The organism is Natronoarchaeum sp. GCM10025703 (assembly GCF_042661985.1).
In the GTDB taxonomy this organism is placed as follows: Archaea; Halobacteriota; Halobacteria; order Halobacteriales; family Natronoarchaeaceae; genus Natranaeroarchaeum.
In genome coordinates, this window is record NZ_JBHSZF010000001.1 from 208,945 (window position 1) to 230,456 (window position 21,512).

The 21,512-nt window shown below is 63.9% G+C and carries 21 protein-coding genes and 9 pseudogenes; 19 read left to right on the plus strand and 11 right to left on the minus strand.

Features of this window, described 5'->3' with window-relative positions:
* Positions 1 to 11 precede the first annotated feature (11 nt).
* The gene (gene prf1 / locus ACFQH2_RS01125; RefSeq protein WP_377056018.1) at positions 12 to 1,265 is read left to right on the plus strand and encodes a peptide chain release factor aRF-1; all 1,254 of its coding nucleotides are present in this window, start codon (positions 12 to 14) and stop codon (positions 1,263 to 1,265) included.
* Between the two features lie 19 nt (positions 1,266 to 1,284).
* Here prf1 and ACFQH2_RS01130 read toward each other — a convergent pair whose 3' ends face one another.
* Positions 1,285 to 2,130, minus strand: a complete 846-nt coding sequence (locus tag ACFQH2_RS01130) for a hypothetical protein (protein WP_377056020.1) — start codon at positions 2,128 to 2,130, stop codon at positions 1,285 to 1,287.
* A 119-nt stretch (positions 2,131 to 2,249) separates the two neighbouring features.
* A complete protein-coding gene (locus ACFQH2_RS01135) occupies positions 2,250 to 2,597 on the minus strand; it encodes a hypothetical protein (protein WP_377056022.1) in 348 nt (115 codons plus the stop codon).
* Positions 2,598 to 2,734: 137 nt separating this feature from the next.
* Between ACFQH2_RS01135 and ACFQH2_RS01140 the strand changes: the two genes are divergently transcribed.
* The 8 genes from ACFQH2_RS01140 to ACFQH2_RS01175 all read left to right on the plus strand — a co-directional run bounded on the left by ACFQH2_RS01140 (position 2,735) and on the right by ACFQH2_RS01175 (position 7,379).
* Positions 2,735 to 3,841: a tRNA (guanine(26)-N(2))-dimethyltransferase gene (locus ACFQH2_RS01140; RefSeq protein WP_377056024.1), complete on the plus strand. Its 1,107-nt coding sequence runs from the start codon at positions 2,735 to 2,737 to the stop codon at positions 3,839 to 3,841.
* A gap of 53 nt (positions 3,842 to 3,894) precedes the next feature.
* On the plus strand, positions 3,895 to 4,284 hold the full coding sequence (locus ACFQH2_RS01145) for a YhjD/YihY/BrkB family envelope integrity protein (RefSeq protein ID WP_377076355.1): 390 nt from the start codon (positions 3,895 to 3,897) through the stop codon (positions 4,282 to 4,284).
* The gene (locus tag ACFQH2_RS01150; protein ID WP_377076356.1) at positions 4,242 to 5,000 is read left to right on the plus strand and encodes a YihY/virulence factor BrkB family protein; all 759 of its coding nucleotides are present in this window, start codon (positions 4,242 to 4,244) and stop codon (positions 4,998 to 5,000) included. The genes ACFQH2_RS01145 and ACFQH2_RS01150 overlap by 43 nt, the downstream gene beginning before the upstream one ends.
* 125 nt (positions 5,001 to 5,125) lie before the next feature.
* On the plus strand, positions 5,126 to 5,317 hold the full coding sequence (locus tag ACFQH2_RS01155) for a hypothetical protein (protein ID WP_377076357.1): 192 nt from the start codon (positions 5,126 to 5,128) through the stop codon (positions 5,315 to 5,317).
* Positions 5,318 to 5,668, plus strand: coding sequence for a hypothetical protein (locus ACFQH2_RS01160; RefSeq protein WP_377077016.1), 351 nt, complete (start codon positions 5,318 to 5,320; stop codon positions 5,666 to 5,668). It abuts the gene before it with no gap.
* Complete coding sequence (locus ACFQH2_RS01165; RefSeq protein ID WP_377076955.1) at positions 5,587 to 6,183, plus strand: phosphatase PAP2 family protein; 597 nt, start codon at positions 5,587 to 5,589, stop codon at positions 6,181 to 6,183. Before ACFQH2_RS01160 ends, ACFQH2_RS01165 begins: the two co-directional genes overlap by 82 nt.
* A gap of 64 nt (positions 6,184 to 6,247) precedes the next feature.
* Positions 6,248 to 6,895: a potassium channel family protein gene (locus ACFQH2_RS01170; RefSeq protein WP_377056030.1), complete on the plus strand. Its 648-nt coding sequence runs from the start codon at positions 6,248 to 6,250 to the stop codon at positions 6,893 to 6,895.
* A 49-nt stretch (positions 6,896 to 6,944) separates the two neighbouring features.
* Complete coding sequence (locus ACFQH2_RS01175; RefSeq protein ID WP_377056032.1) at positions 6,945 to 7,379, plus strand: universal stress protein; 435 nt, start codon at positions 6,945 to 6,947, stop codon at positions 7,377 to 7,379.
* Between the two features lie 2 nt (positions 7,380 to 7,381).
* On the opposite strand, the gene ACFQH2_RS01180 is transcribed toward ACFQH2_RS01175, so the two are convergent.
* Together ACFQH2_RS01180 and ACFQH2_RS01185 are read right to left on the minus strand one after the other, a co-directional pair.
* A complete protein-coding gene (locus ACFQH2_RS01180) occupies positions 7,382 to 8,155 on the minus strand; it encodes a hypothetical protein (RefSeq protein WP_377056034.1) in 774 nt (257 codons plus the stop codon).
* Positions 8,156 to 8,210: 55 nt separating this feature from the next.
* A complete protein-coding gene (locus ACFQH2_RS01185; RefSeq protein ID WP_377056036.1) occupies positions 8,211 to 8,555 on the minus strand; it encodes a DUF7577 domain-containing protein in 345 nt (114 codons plus the stop codon).
* 131 nt (positions 8,556 to 8,686) lie between these two features.
* Between ACFQH2_RS01185 and ACFQH2_RS01190 the strand changes: the two genes are divergently transcribed.
* The 8 genes and pseudogenes from ACFQH2_RS01190 (at position 8,687) to ACFQH2_RS01225 (ending at position 14,112) form a co-directional block, all read left to right on the plus strand.
* Entirely contained in the window at positions 8,687 to 8,932 is a 246-nt protein-coding gene (locus ACFQH2_RS01190; RefSeq protein WP_377056038.1) for a PRC-barrel domain-containing protein, read from the plus strand.
* A pseudogene (locus ACFQH2_RS01195) lies at positions 8,932 to 9,387 on the plus strand (NOB1 family endonuclease); the annotation flags it as partial. The gene ACFQH2_RS01190 and the pseudogene ACFQH2_RS01195, both read left to right, overlap by 1 nt.
* Positions 9,388 to 9,700: 313 nt before the next feature.
* Positions 9,701 to 10,372 (plus strand): hypothetical protein, encoded by a 672-nt coding sequence (locus ACFQH2_RS01200; RefSeq protein WP_377076358.1) that lies wholly within the window; start codon positions 9,701 to 9,703, stop codon positions 10,370 to 10,372.
* A gap of 22 nt (positions 10,373 to 10,394) precedes the next feature.
* Positions 10,395 to 11,210 (plus strand): annotated as a pseudogene (locus ACFQH2_RS01205) (Hvo_1808 family surface protein); the annotation flags it as partial.
* Complete coding sequence (locus ACFQH2_RS01210; protein WP_377076956.1) at positions 11,202 to 11,402, plus strand: PGF-CTERM sorting domain-containing protein; 201 nt, start codon at positions 11,202 to 11,204, stop codon at positions 11,400 to 11,402. The pseudogene ACFQH2_RS01205 and the gene ACFQH2_RS01210, both read left to right, overlap by 9 nt.
* Positions 11,403 to 11,528: 126 nt before the next feature.
* Positions 11,529 to 12,134: pseudogene (locus tag ACFQH2_RS01215) on the plus strand (Hvo_1808 family surface protein); the annotation flags it as partial.
* Positions 12,122 to 12,919 (plus strand): Hvo_1808 family surface protein, encoded by a 798-nt coding sequence (locus tag ACFQH2_RS01220; RefSeq protein ID WP_377076359.1) that lies wholly within the window; start codon positions 12,122 to 12,124, stop codon positions 12,917 to 12,919. The pseudogene ACFQH2_RS01215 and the gene ACFQH2_RS01220, both read left to right, overlap by 13 nt.
* Positions 12,920 to 12,964: 45 nt before the next feature.
* A pseudogene (locus tag ACFQH2_RS01225) lies at positions 12,965 to 14,112 on the plus strand (nicotinate phosphoribosyltransferase).
* Between the two features lie 20 nt (positions 14,113 to 14,132).
* Here the strand turns inward: ACFQH2_RS01225 and ACFQH2_RS01230 are convergent.
* Positions 14,133 to 14,735: a TIGR00296 family protein gene (locus ACFQH2_RS01230; protein ID WP_377056050.1), complete on the minus strand. Its 603-nt coding sequence runs from the start codon at positions 14,733 to 14,735 to the stop codon at positions 14,133 to 14,135.
* Positions 14,736 to 14,906: 171 nt separating this feature from the next.
* Here ACFQH2_RS01230 and ACFQH2_RS01235 point away from each other — a divergent pair.
* Positions 14,907 to 15,775: pseudogene (locus ACFQH2_RS01235) on the plus strand (polyprenyl synthetase family protein).
* On the opposite strand, the pseudogene ACFQH2_RS01240 reads toward ACFQH2_RS01235, so the two are convergent.
* Together ACFQH2_RS01240 and ACFQH2_RS01245 are read right to left on the minus strand one after the other, a co-directional pair.
* Positions 15,760 to 16,833 (minus strand): annotated as a pseudogene (locus ACFQH2_RS01240) (DUF373 family protein); the annotation flags it as partial. The pseudogenes ACFQH2_RS01235 and ACFQH2_RS01240 overlap by 16 nt on opposite strands.
* 46 nt (positions 16,834 to 16,879) lie before the next feature.
* Positions 16,880 to 17,539: a DUF6517 family protein gene (locus ACFQH2_RS01245; protein WP_377056056.1), complete on the minus strand. Its 660-nt coding sequence runs from the start codon at positions 17,537 to 17,539 to the stop codon at positions 16,880 to 16,882.
* Between the two features lie 133 nt (positions 17,540 to 17,672).
* Here ACFQH2_RS01245 and ACFQH2_RS01250 point away from each other — a divergent pair, with 133 nt between their 5' ends.
* Positions 17,673 to 18,668, plus strand: a complete 996-nt coding sequence (locus tag ACFQH2_RS01250; protein ID WP_377056058.1) for a radical SAM protein — start codon at positions 17,673 to 17,675, stop codon at positions 18,666 to 18,668.
* A gap of 174 nt (positions 18,669 to 18,842) precedes the next feature.
* Here the strand turns inward: ACFQH2_RS01250 and ACFQH2_RS01255 are convergent, their stop codons facing one another.
* The 4 genes and pseudogenes from ACFQH2_RS01255 to ACFQH2_RS01270 form a co-directional block, all read right to left on the minus strand.
* Positions 18,843 to 19,448, minus strand: coding sequence for a DUF7411 family protein (locus tag ACFQH2_RS01255; RefSeq protein WP_377056060.1), 606 nt, complete (start codon positions 19,446 to 19,448; stop codon positions 18,843 to 18,845).
* Position 19,449: 1 nt separating this feature from the next.
* Positions 19,450 to 19,799, minus strand: a pseudogene (locus ACFQH2_RS01260) (DNA-binding protein).
* 121 nt (positions 19,800 to 19,920) lie between these two features.
* Positions 19,921 to 20,369, minus strand: a pseudogene (locus ACFQH2_RS01265) (30S ribosomal protein S19e).
* A 57-nt stretch (positions 20,370 to 20,426) separates the two neighbouring features.
* Positions 20,427 to 21,408, minus strand: a pseudogene (locus ACFQH2_RS01270) (oxidoreductase).
* Between the last annotated feature and the right edge of the window lie 104 nt (positions 21,409 to 21,512).

The window sequence follows — 21,512 nt, forward strand, 5'->3', positions numbered from 1 at the left end:
TAGTACACATAATGAGCCAGCAGGAAAAAGAGCACTCCGACCGGAAGAAGTACGAGTTCCGGAAGGTCATCGAGGACCTCAAAGAGTACGAGGGCTCGGGGACCCAACTCGTCACGATCTACGTCCCGCCGGACAAGCAGATCAGCGACGTGGTCGCACATATCACGCAGGAACACAGCGAAGCGGCCAACATCAAGTCCAAACAGACCCGGACGAACGTCCAGGACGCGCTGTCGAGCATCAAGGCGCGCCTGAAGTACTACGACACCTACCCGCCGGATAACGGGATCGTCCTGTTCTCGGGGGCTGTCAACACCAGCGGCGGCCGAAGCGAGATGGTGACCGAGACGCTGGAGAACCCGCCCCAGCCGATCGAGTCGTTCCGCTACCATTGCGACTCCGATTTCCTTACCGAGCCGTTAGAGCACATGCTGGCCGACAAGGGGCTGTACGGCCTCATCGTGCTGGACCGCCGCGAGGCGAACGTTGGCTGGCTGAAAGGGAAGCGCGTCGAACCGGTCAAGTCCGCCTCCTCGCTGGTCCCCGGCAAGCAGCGAAAAGGTGGTCAGTCCGCACAGCGATTCGCCCGCCTGCGCCTCGAAGCGATCGACAACTTCTATCAGGAGGTCGCCGAGATGGCCAACGACCTGTTCGTCGCCAAGCGCCACGAACTCGACGGCGTGCTCGTCGGCGGCCCCTCGCCGACCAAAGACGAGTTCCTCGACGGCGATTACCTCCACCACGAGCTCCAAGACAAGGTGCTCGGGAAGTTCGACGTCTCCTATACTGACGAATCCGGGCTCTACGACCTCGTTGACGCCGGCGAGGAAGCTCTCGCGGACGCCGAACTCATGGAGGACAAGGCGCTGATGAAGACGTTCTTCAAAGAGCTTCACGACGGCGAGAAGGCGACCTACGGCTTCGACCAGACCCGTCGAAATCTGATCATGGGCTCCGTCGAGACGCTCCTGATCAGCGAGGACCTTCGCAAGGATGTCGTCACGTACGAGTGTCCGAACGGCCACGAGGAGCGGAAGCTACTCGAAAGCCGGAAGTCGACACCCGATCACACCTGCTCGGAGTGTGGCGAGACGGTCGACGCCGAAGCGGGCGAGCGCGAAGACGCTATCGACCACCTCATCGATATCGCCGAACAGCGCGGCACCGAAACGACGTTCATTTCGTCTGACTTCGAGAAGGGCGAACAGCTACTCAACGCCTTCGGTGGGTTCGCAGGAATCCTGCGGTACTCGACCGGCGTCTGAGTGCTGTCTCTGCTGGCGCTCAGTTCCCACTCGCCTCGAGGCTAACCTCGTACTGCTCACTGGCGGTGATCAGGATCCAGCCCATCCCGTCGTCGTCTACATCGGTTTGGGTTGCGTAGTTACCCGTCCCTTGGAGTAGCTGGTGGCCGTAGCTGCCGTCGAGATCGAGGCGTTTCATGAAGAACTCCCCGTCGCCGCCGTGATCCATCGACACGCTCACGCCCTCGCTGAAGTCGATCGGACCGACGTAGTCCGGTTCCGCTCCCTCGACAGTCATTGGGAGGTCGACCACTGTCGCGTCGGCGGCCGGGTTCTGGACTGCCGTGATCGTCCACTCGACTCCTTCGTCCGCCTGAACGTCGATATCGTGCTCGCCCGTGACGAAGAGCGGGACAAAACTCTGGTAGATCTGGAGATCATAACCCAACGTCTGCTGGCTGTTGCCGTCGGCGTCGATGACCGTAAGATCCAGCCCTTCGACAGGATCGACGCGGAGGCCGGAGAAGCCGTCCACCACGTTGAGCTGATCGATGGTTCCGGAGCCGGTCCCCGAGAACTCTTCTTCGATAGCAGTGTTCTCTCCGCCGTTTTCCCCACCGTTCTCTTCGCCGTTCTCCCCACCGTTCTCCTCGCCGTTCTCCCCGCCGTTCTCCCCACCGTTCTCCTCGCCGTTCTCCCCACCGTTCTCCCCGCCGTTCTCCCCGCCGTTCTCTGAGCCGTTCTCCCCGCCGTTCTCTCCGCCGTTCTCCCCGCCGTTCTCTCCGCCGTTTTCTTCACCATTCTCCTCGTCGTCGGAGCCGAGGCAGCCACCGACGGCGGCCATACTTGCGATACCACACGTACCGATGAACGTTCGTCGTCGCATCGTGTGTTAGGGCAGGGTATCAGCTAAAAGGTATACGCACAATATCGGAATAGAAGTAGCTGCTTACCGAAGCTAAACATATACTACTCCGGGAGACAAACGAGTAGACGGCAACTACATTACAAGAACTCGCGGACGTCCGAGTACCACATGTCGTGGTGGTCGACCGCGTCGATCCGGCGGGCGATCATGACCGCAAGTGCGTGCCAGCAGAGATCGGTCGGATCGTTCTCATCGAGGTTGTAGAGACTGTCCTTGCAGGTACAGCCCCGTCCCTCGATGACGTACTCCTCGGTATGGCCGACCACGACCGTGAAATCCCGGTACTGCTTGACCCGCTCCTCGGCGACGGCTTCGATCGCACGCGCGCCGCGGTCGCCGTGGACGGCCGTGATCCGCTCGACGGCGGCGGGCGTCAGTTCGCCGGCGTCCGAGAGGAGCGCCTGCCAGTCGTCGAGGTCGGTCACGATGGACCACCTGCTGGCGTCCACGTGACTGGAGTAGGCCGGTACACCGGGCGGTAGTTGGGGCGCACCTGTCAAAACAGGTTCGGATACGAGAGGTGCATCGTGGCACTTTTCGCTCGTGGGCGGCGAGGGCGTGTATGGAACTTCGGGAGGGTGCAGTCGAAATCGAGGTGCCCGAACAGGACTCCGAGGGCATCGACGACGCCGTCTTTTTCAATCCGGTCCAGGAGTTGAACCGGGACCTCACGGTCGCGACGCTGCGGGCCTATCGGGAGCGAGAACCACGCGCCAACTCGTATCTGGACGCGATGGCTGCAAGCGGGATCCGCGGCGTCCGCGCGGCGGCAGAGGGCTGGGACGCCACGCTCTGTGATACCGACCCCGACGCCGTTGACCTCTGTGAGCGAAACCTCGAACGGAACGATCTGGACGGCGAGACGGCCGAGCGCGACGTCAACGCCCTGTTGCACGAGGAGTTGTTCGACGTCGTCGACATCGACCCGTTCGGGACGCCGATCCCCTTCGCCGACGCCGCTTTCGCCAACGTCCGCAACATGGTCTGCGTAACGGCGACCGACACCGCGCCGCTGTGTGGCGCGCACTTCGACAGCGGCGTCAGGAAGTACTCCGCCGTCCCGCGCAACACCGAGTATCACGGGGAGATCGGGATGCGCATTCTGCTGTCGGCGCTCGCCCGCACCGCGGCCCGGTACGACGTCGGCGTGCGGCCGCTGTTCTCCCACGCGACGAACCACTACGTCCGGACCTATCTCGCACTCGACCATCGCGCGACCGACGCCAACGAGACGCTCGATGAGATCGGTCACATCTACCACTGCGAGGACTGTCTCCACCGCGAGCACGAGCACGGACTGCTCGCGAATCCGCCCGAAACGTGCCCGGCCTGTGAGGGGAACCGCGTACTCACGGCCGGGCCAATATGGCTCGGCAAGAACCACGACGCGGCGTTCGTCGAGCAGGTCCACGAGCACGTCACCGACGACATGGGGACCGCGAAGAAAGCCCGAAAGTTGACGACGACGATTGCAGACGAGATCCACCGGCCGACCCACTACGATCAACACCGCCTCTGCAGGCAGTGGGGCCGGACTGCGATCGGTATGGACGAGTTCATAGATCGGCTACGTGCGGCGGGCTACGAGGCCTCCCGAACCCACTACGGTGGCACGACATTCAAGAGCGACGCGAGCGTCGAGGAGTGCAGGGCGGCCACGATGGACTGATCCGGCACGCACCACGCAACCAGTTTTTGTATGATTACCCGCATATACATTCTGTGGGAGACCCATCGATGTCGTCGGTAGACCAGTTACGAACGATCCTCAGGACGGCCCAGTCCGAAGGGATCACGTTTCTGGCGGCGGGGGTCGCGTACTACGCCTTCGTCTCCCTGATCCCGTTGATGCTGCTCGCGCTGGTGATCGGATCGATCATGGGTGGCGACGTCTTCGAGGGACAGATTATCGCGTTCGTCGGGGAGTTCCTGACGCCGGAGGCCCAGGAGGCGCTGGTCGAGGCGCTGACCGGCGAGGCCGGTCGTAGCGGCGCGACAGCCATCGGGCAGCCGTGTTGCTCTGGAGCGCATTACGGCTCTTTCGGGGACTCGATCGGGCGTTCGCACAGGTGTACGGCACCGCCAGAACGACGACGTTCTTCGATAGCATGATCACGGGCGCGACCGTGTTCGGTGCGATCATTGTCGGCATTGGAGCGGTGACTATCATCGGCACGGCGATCAGCCGACTCCCGCTGGGTCCACTCGGCCAGGAGATAGCGACGCTGATCCTCTTCTCGACGCTCGTCGTGGCGTTTTATCCGATGTACTTCGTCATGCCCGATCCGAGTCTCGACCCGATCGATGCGGTACCCGGAACGGTGATCGCAGCGGTCGGCTGGATAGTTCTCGGCGTTGGATTCCAGTTGTACACGGCGTTCGCGGGCAACTTTGCGGCGTACGGCGTCATCGGGGGTGTCTTGCTGTTGCTCACCTGGCTGTACTTCGGTGCGCTGATCGTAATGGTCGGTGCGGTCGTCAACGCAGTGTTTAGCGGCCATATCGACGAACAAGCGGCGAGCGGGGAAGTCGACGTGGGGCAGGCACAGGAGGAGGAACCGGAGGAGAGTACCGACAAGCAACCCGAACAGGACCGGCAACTACAACGTGGTGGCGTTCGACGTGTCACACAATCGGAAGCGATGACGGACGACGAACCCAGCGAACACGACGATAGCGAGGATCGTGGCGTCGGAATGGCCGGCCCCGGACCGGAGGAGGCTGGCGTCGACGCTGATACCGACGAGGGCGAGGCGAGTACCGGTACCGCACCGAAAAGTGAGGTGCAGCGGCTCAACAGCGAGCAGCAGAGCTCAGAAAACAGCTAGACGACTTCGAGGACGACGTCGAGAGCCGGACAGTCGATCGCGATAGCGTCGAGAGCGATCTCAAGCGCTACGTCCGTCGACGGGTTCGCCGCGGTCATGCACGGGGCTGGGGGCCGTATCTCGTCTTGCTGTACGGCACGGCGATGACCATCGGGGCGTTCGTCTACCTCAACGGCGGGTGGGCTGTCGCGGCGATGCTGGTCATCTGGCTGTCGACACTCGGGCTATACGTTCTGATGTTGCTGGTGGGTGTCGGACTGAACGTGCTCGGCGTGCCCGGCCGACTTCGGAACGTGATCGGCGAGTGGCGCTCCTAGATGACGGCGTGGTTTACCGGCGTCGAGGCGATTCAGGGAGCGACGCCGGAGTGGGCCGCGCTCCCCTTTGCCGGGGCGACGCTACTGGGCGAGGTCTGGATCCTCGTAATAGCGATGACGCTCGCATACTGGTTCACTGGCCGCCGCGACATCGCCGCGCTGTTCGGCGTCTCGCTGACGGCGCTCTCGCTGGTACTGGTTCTGAAGGCGGTGTTCGGCCTCCCCGTCCAGCAACCGGTCCCGCAGTACCCGCCGAATCGGTCGCATCGATCGCTCGGCCGTTCTACGAACGTGAGACGACGGCAACCACGGACGGTTTCCCGAGCGGTCACGCTCTCGGGGCGACAGTGACGTGGGGCGCGCTCGCGGCGTTGCTCGATAGCCCCTCCCGGCGATGTCGGCTGCTCCTCGCGGGTGCCGCCATCGCCCTCGTCGGCGTCTCGCGGGTCGTCCTGGGCGTCCACTACCCGGTCGATGTGGTGGCCGGAACCCTCCTCGGAGCGGGCGTCCTCGCCGTTGCCCTGCCGGCGTGCAGGCGACTCGACGATCCGGCGACACCGGCGCTCGTAGCCGCCGTTCTCGCAGGATGTCTCGCCGTCCTCGTCACCGGTGGCAGCGGCCCGGCCGCCAGCGCGGCCGGTGCGGCCGTCGGCGGACTGGTCGCGTGGACCACGGTCGGTCATGGTCCCGCGTCGCTCACTCCGACGGTACGTGGCGTCGGCACCGCAGTCGTTGCCCTCGGGGTCGTCCTGACGGGCGGGATCGGACTCGGACTGCTCGCTGGTTCGCCGGTCGGCCCGTATCTCGGGACCGCGCTGGTGGGTGCCGGAGTACTCGCGTTTCCGGCGTCGCCGATCGTTCGGTGAGATCGCCTGCCGGAACCGTGAGCGTCGCCAGCCTTTTTTATCCCCGGTAGCGTACCACTATCGCATGAAGTTCGTTATCATAGGGTACGGGCGTGTGGGCATCCGGACCGCACGCATCCTCCGCGAGGAGGGCCACGAAGTGATCGTCGTCGACGAGAGCCCGGAGAAGGTCAGACGCGCCGAGTCGGACGGGTTCGAGACGATCGAGGGCGACGGGAGCGAGGACAGTACCTTGGAGCAGGCGGATCTCGAAACGGTCGACGCCGTCGGCGGGCTAACCGGTGATCTCAACGCCAACTTTGCGGCCTGCATGATCGGGAAACATCACGGCTGTCGGACGGTGCTCCGGATCGACGAGGACTACAGACACGATATCTACCGGAAGTACGCCGACGACGTCGACGAGGTCATCTACCCCGAGCGCCTCGGCGCGGCCGGAGCGAAGACGGCGCTACTCGGCGGGGATTTCAACGTCGTCTCCGATCTCACCGAGAAACTCCAGCTATCGGTGTTCCGCGTGGGCGAGAGCGCGGCCGGCAAGCAGATACACGACGTGGACCTACCCGAGCGCGCACGGATCTACGCACACGGCCGCAAGAACGAATCTCTGACTATCCCGCTGCCCGGGACGACGCTCAACGAGGGTGATCAGGTCGCCGTCATCGTCGAGACGGACAGTATCGAGACTGTCAAGACGGCGCTCGCCGGCTGAAACATACCCCGACACTTTCGGAGCCACGGGACGAAAAGAAACTGGTATCATGTACGAGGAGATCTTGCTCCCGACAGTCGGTAGCCCCGGCGGCCAGCGCGCAGTCGCCGAAGCGATGGATCTCGCCGACCTCACGGGGGCCCGGCTACACGTGCTCTACGTCGTCGACGACGACCCCAGGAGGGGACTCACTGACGGTCGATGGGAGACGATCCGGGAATCCCTCCGGACCGAGGGCCGGGAGGTCATCGCCGACGTCGTGAGCAGAGCGACCGAGGCGGGCGTCGAGACCGTCACACGCGTCGACGAGGGGGCCCCGGACGAGAGTATCGTCGAGTATGCCGACGAGAACGGGATAGACGCCATCGTAATGGGGACCCACGCCCGGACGGGAATCAGCAAGTTCCTGCTCGGAAGCGTCACCGAGAACGTGATCCGTCGCGCGAATCAGCCAGTGCTGGTCGTGCGCATCGACGAGGAGTAGTCTCAGCGGAAACAGCGATCGAACGCGCCAGTCCGCCGGATCGCGAGCAGTTCCTCGACGGCCGGGGCGTCGAACCGCATCGGGCGACGCCACCACGGCCCGTTGCCGGAATCCGAGGAGAGATCGGTGACCAACCGGTTGGCGTCGCTCCCCGCCTCAGCGCTACTGAGCGGGACCGCCCGATCGTACAGCGCCGAGTCGTCCGGATCGCCGGCGAGCAGCACTTTCGCATCGAACTGTTCCCGGCGGACGTGGGCGTTGGACGCGAACCACTCCTGCTCGGCCGGTGGGAGCGCTCGATACTCCTCCCCGGTAAGCGGGTCGCGAGCGAGACGGAACTGGCCGATGACGTAGGCACCCCACTCGGGGGCGATCCAGCGCGCGCGTGGTTCGTCGCTCGCAGTTGGCGCGTTTTCGTCGTCGACAGTCGGTTCGGCTTCTTCGTCGGTCGCCGAAAGCGTCGCGTAAAAGAAGACGTAGTCGCCCGCCGACAGATCGGTCAGCGGACCGGCCTTGACGCCGTGCTCGTCGCCGTAGGTGTACCGGTCGCAGTGGGCGTATTCGGCAAAGGCAGGGTCGAGGTGGACCGGCGTGTCGAGGTGACCGTCGGGGAGCGACGTGCGGAGGTCGAGATCCGCGTAGGTGGGGACCGGTTCGTCGACCGGTTCACGCTCCGGGATCGGGACGTACTCGAACCGGCCGTCGGCGTAGATGGGACCGCGGACGCCGGGGAGGTTCGTGTTCGCGGCGACGTTGATCGCTACTGCTCGGGGCACGGTGTCACAGACAGTCCGGTGGCTAAAAAGTCCCGGCTACCCGGTCGGCGCGGCATCAGACGCCCAGTTGGCTCCCACAACTTCGACAGTACGAGTAGATCGCCTCGCGTTCGTTTCTGGTGCCGCAGTGCTGGCAGACGATGGCGTCCTCACCCGCCGCAACTGCGTGGTGGACTTCCGGGCGATCCTCGGGAGCGCCTTCGGGGTGCCGACCGTGCTGTGTGTGCGCGGGATAGGGCTGGCTCGGCGCGGCGCTCGGCGTCGTCCCCTGCGTGTGTTCTCCCTCGTCGGAGAGGTCGAACGACCGGTCACGGTCCTCGCCACGCAGGTACAGATAGACGAACGCCTGCACCAGGACGAGCAAGAGTGCGTACACGAGCACCCATTGCCAGACCTCCATGCGTCGTGGTACGACCCCACACACCTTCAGTGTTCGGCCCAGAACAGGACTCCACCGCCGGTCGTCGCGATAAAAAAACGGTGTCGGTTCCGCCCGTGGCGTTTATACTACAGGAGGCGAAACGAGTCTGTATGTCCGACATACTCGCGGAAAACCTCTCCGGAAAAGCCGTCATGGGTACTGACGGAACCGAGCTCGGCATGTTGTACAACATCACGATGGATCTGAAAAGCGGCGAACTCCACGACGTCGTCATCGAGCCCGACGAAGACACGACGGGCCACGGAAGCGATCTCCGGACCGACGAAAGCGGCCGCTATCGCGTCCCCGTCCAGGCAGTCCAGGCAGTGAAAGACTACATCGTCGTAAAGCGGTAATGTACGTTCTCGACTCCTCAGCGTTTATCAACGAGTATCACACCGATAGCCAGACAGCAACCATCCCGCTCGTCCGGGAGGAGCTCGAAGACGAGAGCGCCTACCGGTACGACGCGATGGAGGGCTCGGGGATGCATATCCATATCCCCGGCGACGAGACCGTCGAGAAGATCGAACGGGCGGCCCGCGAGAGTGGCGACCTCGATGCGCTCTCGGACACTGACATTCGGCTGATCGCCGCGACCTTCGAACTCGACGGCCGGCTGGTGACCGATGATTACGCGATGCAGAACGTCGCCGAGAAGCTCAACGTCGACGTGGAAGTGATCGCACGGGACGGAATCGCCGAACAGCGTAACTGGCAGTTCCAGTGTCAGGGCTGTGGTCGCGAGTTCGACGAGAACAAGGATCGGTGTCCGATCTGTGGGAGCCCGCTCTCCAGAAAGAATCCCTCGAACGCCTGGGCGGGATCGGAATCTTCGAGTCCGCGCTCGATCAACTGCCGGAGCACCTCCTGTTCCGTGAGCTCGTACTCCCTGGCGAGTCGCTCGACTCGCTTGCCGACATCGTCGTCACAGACGATGGAGTACTGTCGTGGCATGACAGTTTGTACCGAAGCGTGAGGTAAAAAACTGAGTCAGACGGCTGTCATACGTTCAATCCACGATATCTGCGGCGAACCCCCTGGAGCCGACGGAAGACGTTGTCTGGACCGTCACTAACGTCCATTACAAACAGTTTTTATGCGCCTGTCACGATACTGTGACCATGCGCCAGCACCTCGCCGTGTGCATGGCCCTGCTGTTTGCACTTTCACTGGTTGCGATCCCTATCGGCAGCGCAGCGACCGTTCAAGCGACCGGGACGGCGACCCCGCAGGAGGGCGACGTCGCAACGGCGAGTACGACACTCCAGAGCGACGGCGATGTGAGCGACGGCGGTGTAGTCCACACATGCGCCATGGACCCACCCGAGGATTACGCCGATCCGGCGGAGGACGGCCTCGGCTGGTCGAACGGCTACTGGTACGACGAACCACTCGACGTTAACACGACAGGAGGACTCAACGAGTCCGAGTTCGACGCGCTGGTCGCCCGGACCGAGGCCCGCGTCGAAGCGATCCGGTGTCTCCCCTTCGAGAACGAGACGACAGTCGAGGTGATCACGCGCGAGGAGTTCGCGAACGAAACCGCCCAGTGGAACGTATCGGAGGACCGCCGCGCGTTCGAGAACGTTGTCTACGAGGCCCTGTTGCTCGTCGACGACACGGATGTCGCGGAGGTCCGGCGGGAGAACCTCGAAACGGGCGTGGGGGATACTACGACCCAGCCACTGATCGGATCGTCGTCATCGCGGACGACGAAGAGTCACTGGAGTTCGACGAAACGGTTCTCGCCCACGAACTCGGTCACGCCCTGCAGGACCAACAGTTCGATCTGAGTCGCTTCGACGAGCAGATGCTCGACGCAGCACCGCAGAGAACGGACTGATCGAGGGTGACGTCGGCTACGTCGAACAGCTCTACGAAGGGGCCTGCGAGGACGGCGTCTGGGCGGATACCTGCATAGAGGTTCAGGATCCCGAGCCAGCACCCGGGCCGGACGACCTCGCGAACGTCGGCCTCTATCTCCTCTCCTTCCAGCCGTACAGCGACGGCCCCGCGTTCGTCGACGCGCGCTACGAGTACGACCCCGGCGAGCAGTCGGCCGGCAACTGGGGGCCGGTCAACGAACTGTACGAGAACCCGCCCGGAACGACAGCCGAGGTGATCAGTCCCGACCGGTATCCGAGCTACAAGTCGACAAACGTGACGATACAGGACAACAGTACTGACGAGTGGGAGCGACTGACAGTCGAGGGGCGACCCGACTACGAGACCGTCGGGCAAGCAGGGCTGTTCACGATGTTCGCTAACCCGACGTTCGACTCGGCGGCGGATCAGCTGATCGAACCGAGCGAGCTGCAGGACAACGACTCGCCCTACAGGCTCTACAACTACAGCAACGAGTACGTCACTGGCTGGGACGGCGACCGGCTACAGGTCTACGAATCCGAGGACGGCGAGACGGGCTACGTCTGGGCGACCGAGTGGGAGAGCGAGGAGGACGCACTGGCGTTCAGGCAGGGCTACGACCGACTGCTCGACGATGCGTGGAGTATGGACCGCGTCGAGGGTCGGGCCGGCACCTACGAGTCCGGCGACGCGTTTGCGGGGGCGTACTACGTCGACCGCGAGGGGACACAAGTGTCCATCGTCCACGCGCCAACCGTGGATCAACTTTCGGACCTCGAAAGCACCGCCGAATCGACCACCGAGTGGGAACTCCCACAGTCGACGCCTGCCGACGACACCGGCACCGGCACCGACACCGGCACCGACGAGATACCGGGCTTCGGGATCGTAGCCGCCGTGATTGGCCTCTTCGGTGCGTTTCTGATTGTCCTTCGGCGGCGACGCAACGGCGGTTGATCGTCCCCGACGATATCACCCGGAGCGGACAGTTTTAACACTGCTTAGCAGTTGTGTAGGGACGTGAACACGAGGATCGTGGCGGCGATCGGAGTCGGTCTCTTGTTACTGCTTGCCGGCTGTACGGTGCCGACAGTCGACGATGAGGGGCCACAGCCGCTCGACGACGGCGAACTCGGCCACGTCGATGGCTACGAGTACGACGACTCCATCGACGTCGACACGAGCGACGGACTGGACGAGGGTGAGTTAGAGGCTGTCACGAAACGAGCGATGGCCCGGATCGAACAGGACCGTCGGCTGAACTTCGAGCAGGCGGTGCCAGTCGAAGTGATCAGCCGCGAGGAGTTCCAGAGCGGCAGCGCGACCGAGCGGAGTTACGACGCGCTGGACAAACAGCTCTGGCGGGCGGCCTTCGTCGTCGGCGACGACAGCAGCGTCGACGAGGAGTTCAGCGCGCTGTACGGCTCGTCGGTCCAGGGCTACTACACGAGTGCCCGGGGCGGACAGATCGTTCTCGTCGCCGACGATCCGGACGCGGTCGAAGTGGACCGTGGGACGCTCGTCCATGAACTCACGCACGCCCTGCAGGACCAGCACTTCGGGATCAATCGCGACACTGCAACCCGCGACGAGCGGCTTGGCTGGCTGGGGCTTCTGGAGGGTGAGGGCAACTACATCATGGACCGGTACGAGGAACGCTGTGGGACCGAGTGGGAGTGTATCGACCCCGTCGAAGGGGGTCGGGTGCGAGCCAGCAGTCGTTCAACGAGGGGCTCTACCTGTCTATCTTCCACCCCTACTCGGACGGCCCGCAGTTCGTCCACGAACTACAGGAGCGTGAGGGCTGGGAAGGGGTCAACGCGGCCTACGAGGACCATCCGACGAGTACCGCGCAGATCATCGATCCGGACCGCTATCCGGACGACCCCGGTACGGACGTCGACATCGCGGATCGAAGCACCGACGCGTGGGAGCCAGTCGGCGAGGACGGCCCGCGCTCCGAGATGCTCGGCGAGGCCGGACTGTTTGCGGCGTTCTGGTACAACGGCGTGATCGACCAGCAACAGATCACTTCGGCGAGCGGCGAGTACGCCCGGTACAACTACGCGCACCCGCTGACGAACGGCTGGGACGGCGACAGCATCGTCGTCTACGAGGACGGCGACGAGCAGGCCCACGTCTTCGAGTCCGAGTGGGAGACCGAGTCCGACGCCGAGGAGTTCGCATCGGGCTACGCGGAGCTACTGACGGGCAACGCCGCCGAACCCATCGACAACCGGACCTACCAGGTCGACGAGGGCGAATCGTTCGCGGGGGCGTACCGCCTCGTCCAGAACGGTACGACGGTGACCATCGTCTACGCACCGACTGTCGAGGCGCTCGACGAGGTCCATGCCATCGAAGAACCGGTAACCGCGTCGGTCGCGACGCCCTCGACCGTATCGGCTACCGACAGCGACCAAACCGCCGCAGCTGCCTCCACTGGCAGTAGTGACGGTATTGCCACACACTGACGGCCGAACGGACGTTTTTTGATGCCGCTCCCGAACAGTAGCCGTATGAGTGATCAGTTCGGGACGGTTTCTGCGGAAGCGATCCGGGACGGGACGGCGACGGACTCGTACTTCCATCGCACGGAGCGCACCCTCGAACACGCCGGAAAGAACCCGACGGTCGTCGCGGAAGTCACCGTCGACCAGTTTCCGACCGGCACGTACGACGTCTTTACCGGAATCGAGGACGTCGCACGCATGCTCGAAGGGCGATCCGTCGACGTCGATGCCATACAGGAGGGACGACTATTCGATGGCGGCCCAGTGATGCGGATCGAGGGGCCGTATCTGGAGTTCGCCCGGTTCAGAACCTCGCTGCTGGGTTTTCTCTCGCAGGCAGCGGGTACGCAACGAAGGCCCTGCAAGCGCGGCGGGCCGCACCGGACTCGCAGGTGCTCTCGTTTGGCGCGCGACACGTCCACCCGGCGATCACGCCGCTGGTCGAGCGGGCCGGGGTACTCGCGGGGATGGACGGTATCTCCCACGTCGCGGCAGGAGAGGTTCTCGACCGGGAAGCCGGCGGAACGATGCCACACGCGCTCTTGCTCTGTTTCGGGAAGGGCAACCAGGAAGCAGCGTGGGTCGCGTTCGACGAGGCAGTCGACGAGAACGTCCCGCGGGTCGCGCTCTGTGATACGTTCACCGATGAGGTCGACGAGACGCTACGGGCTGCCGACGCGCTGGGCGAGAACCTGGACAGCGTCCGAATCGACACCACGAGTTCGCGTCGCGGGGACTTCAGACATATCCTCAAAGAACTCCACTGGGAACTCGACGCCATCGGTCGCGAGGACATCGACCTGTTCGTCAGCGGGGGGATTACGCCCAAGACCATGCGAAAGCTCCGGGATGTCGCCGACGGGTTCGGCGTTGGGAGCTACGTCACCGACGCCGATCCGCTGGACTTCGCGCTCGACATCGTGGCTATCGATGGGGATCCGATCTCGAAACGCGGGAAGCTCTCGGGTATCAAAGAGGTCTACCGGACCCCCGACGGTGGCCACCACGTGGGGCTGGCACGCCGGGACGGTCCGGCCGACGGCGAATCGCTATTCGAGCCGTTGCTCCGGGACGGAGCAGTCGTCCGCGAGTTCGATCTCGACGCCGCTGCGGAGCGACTCACGGCGGACGCGGATCTGGTTGGAATGGAGTAAGTCGGCGGCAGTTGCTGAAGCTACAGGTGTTCGACGCTGCCGTTCGGCTCGCGTTCGCGATATATTTCGCCCTCGAAGAGCGTGATCATTACGTCCTCTCGCTGCCACGCGTTCGGGGGAAGACCTGCCTTCCGGCAGGTGCGGTCGAGATACTCTTCGGCCGACCAGCCGTTCTGGACGGGTACGGTGGGGTAGAGCCAAGCGCTGTTGTCGCCGGCGTCAACGATTGCGCCGTGTGTGCCCAGTTCCAGGTCCCCAACCGGGTCGTCGGTGAGGATGAGGTTCGTCACCGCACAGACCGAGACTGTGATGTTCGATAGCTCTGCCGGGCGCACCTCGGACCCACAGGAGTTGTCGCTCGCCGCCTCGATGGCGGCTTCGACGATGACGTGACCGAGTTGATCATCACCCTGATGGGCGCCAGCACATCCACGGAGGCTCGCTCGACCGCGGGTCGACTGGAGGCGAACGTACGCCCCAGTACGTTCGTAAAATGCCTCGCGCATGCTTCCCGGCTGTTCACGCTGTCCGTTCTGGACGTATGCCTCGACGGCCTCGCGTGCAAGTTCAACCGACCGCGCCCCATCCTCGTAAGAGAGACTGACGCTTTGAGCCTCAGACATAAGGTGTATAACGGTGTTGAACGACTTGAGTCCTTTCCTTCCAGTTGGATTAGCTTACCTGTTGGTATGTTACTAGTAAACAGGATAAGTAGTTTTTTACTGTTACCGGAGGATCGACCAGTATCCATCGATCCGTCACCTACTTGCCCGAGCACTCCTAACGCGGCGTCAATGAAGTTTCTGGAGCGCCGGAGGGGCTGGTCGAGGATCGGCTGGAGGCGGTGCTCGAAAATGTCGAACCCACGGAGCTCTCCGAGGAGGTCCAGCAGGTCGCACTGTCGGGCGGAAAACGCGTCAGGCCGCTCGTTACCGTCTTGGCGTGTGAAGCCGCCGGCGGGGAGGCCGAGGACGCCGTCGACTTCGGCGTCGGGATCGAACTGGTGCACAACGCGTCGCTGGTGGTCGACGACGTGATCGACCAGTCGGAGATGCGCCGTGGCGTCGAAAGCGCGTGGACAGCCCACGGCTACGGCCCTGCAATCGTGGCTAGTGACGGCTTACTGGGCGAAGCGTTCGAGCTGTTCTCCGACGAGCCCCGTGCGATGCAGGCGGCAACGGAGGCGATGATCGAACTGGGCGAGGGTGAAGCGACCGAACTCGTCGCCCAGCCAACGAACGAGGAGGAGTACATGCAGCTCGCGCGGCGGAAGACTGGCGCGCTGTTCCGTGCCGCGGCGGAACTCGGCGCGATCGCCGCCGGCGCCGATCCGTTCGACGTCGAAGCGTTCGGCGAGTACGCCGAGCGGATGGGCGTCGCCTTTCAGATCCGTGACGACGTGCTGGACACGACCGCCGACGCCGAAGCGCTCGGCAAGCCGACCAACCAGGACGCCGAGATGGATCGACCGTCGGTGGTGCAGGTGACCGATCTGACGCCGGACGAAGCGACCGCACTCGCCCGGGAGGAGGCCGACGCCGCGATTGACGCGCTCGAACGCACGGAAGCGGCCAACACTGACGCTGGGGAGTATCTCCGTGACCTCGCGGAGTTCGTCGTCGTCCGCGAGCACCAGGACGGCGCTTCGGTGTCTGTCGGATAGCGCGATTCCGCAATCGCGAAGACGAGCGTACTGCTGATTCCCAGCAACGTCCCGCTCGTGAGCGCCGCCGCAAGGTAGGACAGGCCCTCGATACCGAGAACGTACGCGCTGACGCCGTGCAGGACAACTGCGATAGCGAGGACGTACAGCGGCGCGTTGAGATAGCGCCACTCCAGTTGATCAGCCAGATATTCGTCCGTGATCTGACCCAGACTGGTCGTCGCGCCCGCCGCCGCGAACCACTGGATTGCACCGTAGACGAGCGCCGAGAGCACTTCCAGCGCACCGAGACCGCCCGGATCGGCCGCCTGCATCGTTTCGAGTTGATCGACGCCGCTCACGCCGCCGATGACGAGCAGAACCGCGGCGACCAGATACGTTATCAGCGTCACGCGACCGGCGTAGAGGCTCCTGCGCGCCCCTTCGGCCGCGCTATCGATGTACTCGCCCACTCCCAGCCCCCGTGAGAGCAAGTACAGTCCGAGCAGGCCGGAGGTGACGCCGAGGACGAGTCCCGGAAGGTCGAAGACGCTCGCCAGCACCGCCAGCGGGTACATCAAAAGCAGGATACCGAGCGGCATCAGAAGCGTCCCGCGGGTCTCCGGGTCGTTCAGCACCTGCTTGATCGTGTAGTAGATCGATTCGAGGTCCTGTGCCTGCCGGACGACGACCCGCGAGACGCCGTCGACGGTAACTCGTGAGCGGATCACCGGGACGACGCTCTCGTCCTGCGCGCCGTCGGTGACGATCAGGGCGCGGACCTCTTCGCGGGTCGAAAGGCTCGCCAGCACCGTGTCGACCTCCTCGCCGACTGCACGGTTCGCAGCGACGTCACCGCCGTTCGTGCCGGTGACTGCAGCGACCTCGACCGATTCGTCGTCGACGGATTCGGTGATATTGAGTCCCTTGAACAGGACGTTGACGTCACTGTCCTCGGGGTCGGCGGTAGCGAGTTCGACGGCCGCCTCGCGGACGTCCCGCCGGCCGATAACGGGCGTCGAGATGCCCGTTTTGCGGCCGAGGTCGTCGTCGAGGTCGACACACAACACCAGCAGCATCGGACGATGCTACGCTCGCACGTGATTTACCTTTTTGGTCCTGACGCTACGACTCGTGCTCGACGCCCTCGAACAGCGTCTCGACGCTCTCTTCTTCCTCCGGAAGCGCATCCGGGTAGACGCCGATGGCGAGCACGAAGTCCTCGCCGTGGTCGACCGCCTCGGAGACGTGGAGTCGAAGATCGATCGTCACGCTGGAGCCAGCGATCCCCGCCGCACCCTCGTACTCGGTAATCGTCGGTTCGGCCCCGAGCATCGACGTCGAATACTCGCCGACCGACTGCAGGTCCTCGATCCCCTCGTATCGGTCCTGCACCATCTCGGCGATGCGGTCCGTGTCCCAGCGATCGATCGGGTTGACCGACCGGCCGGCAATCTCGAACTTCGGCGTCGAGAGGACGCTGAAGGCCGCACCCTGAAACCGCTCGACCAGGTCGATCTCGACGGCCCGGTCGTACTGGCTGTGCCAGTTCGTGAGCCGCACGGTTCGGCTCTGGTCCGCAACCTCGAAGGTCTCCTCGATGGCGGCCTCCTCCACCGTGTTTTCCCCGTAGCCCGTGCTGTCGAGTGCGCTCTGTGAGACACTGCCCGGCGATGCGCTGACCTCCAGCGCCTCGTCACCGGTGACGAAGCCGAGACAGCCCGCAAGTCCGCCGGTGAGTGCAACACCGGAGGCCGCAAGAACACGTCGTCGCTGTGGATCCATACTACACGGACAGGAAGTGGAGGGTTGAATACTCTGTGGCCCAGCGCCGGTGTGGGGCCTGCTTACACGCACCGCTCGGAGGGGACTCGATTCGCACGCTTTTTCAGGACCCGACGCATAAAGGGGATAACGAATGATCTCGAAGGGCTGCGAGCAGTGCGCTAAAGGAGGAAAGATGGTGCTGTTCGTCTACGGGTACTGCGACCAGCGCGACTGCTTTTACTGCCCACTCGGCGAGAACCGAAAGAACGTCACGGACGTCTACGCCAACGAGCGAAAGGTAGAATCCGACGAGGACGTCCTCGAAGAGGCCCACCGGATGGACGCGCTGGGCACTTCGATCACCGGCGGCGAACCACAGGAGGCGATGGACCGGACCTGCCGATATCTCGAACTGCTGAAAGACGAGTTCGGCGAGGACCACCACACGCACCTCTACACCGGTATCACGGGCGGGCGCGAGAACATGCGCCGCCTCTCGGACGCCGGCCTCGACGAGATCCGCTTTCACCCGCCGTACGAGCAGTGGGGCGACCTCCACGGCACCGAGTGGGAGGAGATCCTCTACATCGCTCGCGAGGAGGGGCTAACCCCCGCCTTCGAGATTCCCGGCATCCGCGCCGAGACGGAGTTCCTCGACTTCCTGGACGAGGGCGCGGCCGACTTCTGTAACGTCAACGAGTTCGAGATGAGCGACGGTAACTACCGCCGGATGCAAGAACAGGGCTACGAACTCAAGGACGGCCACATGAGCGCCGTCGACGGCGACCGCGAGGAGATTCTCGACATCATGGGCGATCACGAGAAGGTCTACTTCTGTACCAGCGTCTTCAAGGACGCCGCCCAGCACCGCCGCCGACTCAAGCGCATGGCCAAGAACATCCGCCGGGAGTTCGACGAGATCACCGACGACGGCACCATCGTCTACGGCAAGACGTGGGTAACCGAACGCCGACTCGACGACATGGGCGTCCCCGAGGAGTTCTACACCGCCAAGTCCGATCACGTCGAGATCGCCTGGTGGCTCTTAGAAGAGATGATCGAGGAGGGCGACGTGGAGGAAGGCGAGATCGTCGAGCAGTATCCGACGGTGGACGGGACTGTAGTCGAGCGGACGCCGCTGGCGTAGAGAACCTACTGCGAGCGAAGGAAGTGAGCGAGCAGCCTTTTTGGCCGAGATTTTTGCGCCGAGCGGTCGTAGCACGACCCGAGGCGAAAAAGGTCGTGCTGGACGCCGCTGGCGTAGAGAACCTACTGCGAGCGAAGGAATTGAGCGAGCAGCCTTTTTCGCCGGGAAACGATCCTACTCGTCGCCCGCTGAACGCACGTCAGTCACGTACGTCTGTTCGTGGTCCGGGAAGACGTCGCCGATCGCTTCGTGGCCGTGCTCTTCGGCGAGCAGTGCGCGCAGTTCCGCCTCGTAGTCCGACCGCGGAATCTCCTCGCTCGGCCCGACTGTGACGTCGAGCGTCGTCTCGACCAGTCGGTCGACGGCACCGCGGCCGAATCCGGACAGCGGCGCGATATAATCGATCTCATGGCGGTCTTCAAGGCTCTGGGCCTGTGCGCGGGAGACCGAGGGGACGCGGTCGTCCCGCCGGGTACCGTCCGCGACCGCGTCGAACTCCATCCCGGCGACGGTTTCGAGCGCGTGGACGTGGACGTCCTGAATCGCGTTGCGGGGGTAGCCGTCCGACCGCATCTGCTCGACTGCCTCGTGGGCGACGCCCTCGTCGAGTTCGACGCGCTCGAAGGGGTACGACAGCGTTTCGGCGGTGTCGCGGGCGTGTTGCCAGTCGTCGGTGACGCCGAAGTGGGCGGTGACCAGCGTCACGTCGTAGAACTCGTCGAGCAGCAACGCGGCGAGAGTGGAGTCTTTCCCGCCGCTGAAGAGGAGGCCAAGCCGCATCCTACCGCCGCCGGATATTGAAGCTCTTGGAGTCGGGTTTGAGCTCTTCGAGGATCTCTTTCATCTGTTCCTCGTCGATCTGTCCCTGCACGCGGCCGCTCTGGGCGAGCGCGACGACCTGACGTTCGACCTGCTCGCCGAAGTCCGGCTTGGACATCTTGACCGTGTTGAGTCGCTTGCGCGCGCCGTCGGTGAGGTGCTGACGGAGCAACGCCTGTTTCTGTGCGTCGGCCTGCTCCTGTCGGGCCTGCTGTGCTTCGGGGATCCCCCTTCGCCCTGCTGTTCTTTGAGCTGTTCCATCTTCTTCTGGCGGATCTCGTCTATCTTCTCCTCGTCGGGGTTGTTGCCCATGGCTATCTAGATAATGCCGCGCTGGCGGCAAAGTCATTACGGACGGGCCACGAGGACGACTGCAGGCCGATTGCCGCCGCTACTGGGTGGCAGATACGGAGTAAAACAGTGTATCAGTCGCTCAGGCGTACTTCTCGAGTTCGGGACGGTCGAGGTCTTCGAGCACTTCGGTCGCGGTTTCGTCGAGGAGGCTCTGTCCTTCGGGAGTGACGCGGCGGCCCTCGCCATCGGCGATCGTGATGAGATCCTCGTCTTCAGCTGCTGGAGGATGGTGCGGATGACGTTCTGGCTGCCGTCGGTTCGCTTGTCGGGGGCGACGCGGTAGCGGTTCGAGCCGTTCTTCGAGCTACCGTACTCGGTCGAGAGTCGCTCGACGCCGACCGGGCCACTCATCGCGACTTTGCGAAGGAGACTCGCGGCGCGGGTCGCCCAGAAGTCCTCCTGTTCGGGCGGCAGTTCCGAGCCGACGCCGGTCGTCGTGTACTCGGCCCAGTCGGGCTCTTCGATCTCGATCTCCTCGACGAGCGCTTCGATGAGCGCGTCCGCAGGTACGTCGTACACCGTTGTCATAGGGATTTCTTCCCTGCCGCGCCATTTAAGACCATCGTATCGTGGCCGGGGCGGGGCTCAGGCCTCCGTCGCGTACCGATCGAAGGCGTACGTGATGCCGGTGAGTTCCGCGGAGATGTCCCAGAGTTCCCGCGCCAGTTCGCGGTCGTACGACGCCTCGCTGGACCGCTGTCGTTCGGGGTAACCGCGCATGTTCATCAGTCCGCCGGGGCCGATATACTCGCTGCCCTCGATATCCGGGGCAGTCGCAGCGTACAGCAACGGTAGCACGCCACGGTCTGCTGGCTGTCCGAAGAGCCGGTTTGCGGCCGACGCCATCCATAGCCGTACCTTCGATCCGGAAAGCTCCGGGCCACGACGTTGCAGGTCGGTCGCTGCATAGCCGGGATGGCACGTCAGACTCGTTACATCGACGTCGGCGGCACTCAGGCGTCGGTCCAGTTCGTACGCGAACAGGACGTTCGCAAGCTTGCTCCGGCCGTACGCGCCCCACTTGTCGTAGGAGGCTTCGGCATCGTCGCTGGCTACGTTCAGAAATAAGTCGCTCGGGGTCGATCTCGCCGCGCTCGTGGACCCCACTGGAGTGGGTGACGACCCGCGTTTCCTGGTCGGGAGTGATGAGCAGGTCGAGCAGTCCGGCCGTCAGCGCGAAGTGCCCGAGATGGTTGACGCCGAACTGTAGCTCGAAGCCGTCCGCCGTTTCGCGATAGGGCACGGCCATCACCCCGGCGTTGTTACAGAGCACGTGTAGTTCGTCGTACTCGTCGCTGACGCGCTCTGTAAACGTCTCGACGGAATCGAGATCCGCGAGGTCACAGCGCTCTACCGAGAGGTCCGCGTCGGGGACTTCCTCGCGAATCTCGTCCCGGGCGGTCCGCCCACGGTCGAGGTCGCGACACGCCATGATGACGTCTCCACCCTTGTTCGCGAACGCCCTGGTGGCCTCGAACCCGAGGCCGCTGTTCGCACCGGTAACGACGATCGTTCGTCCGGACTGGTCCGGCATGTTCTGGGCCGTCCAGTTATCGGTCCCTGCCATTTGATCCGTATATGCACTGAAATTGCTAAACACTGTGGGTACGGGCGAAAGATGCTCGCCCGACAATTGAGGCCGGTAACCGGGGCGTTCGGCAGGGGCGGTGC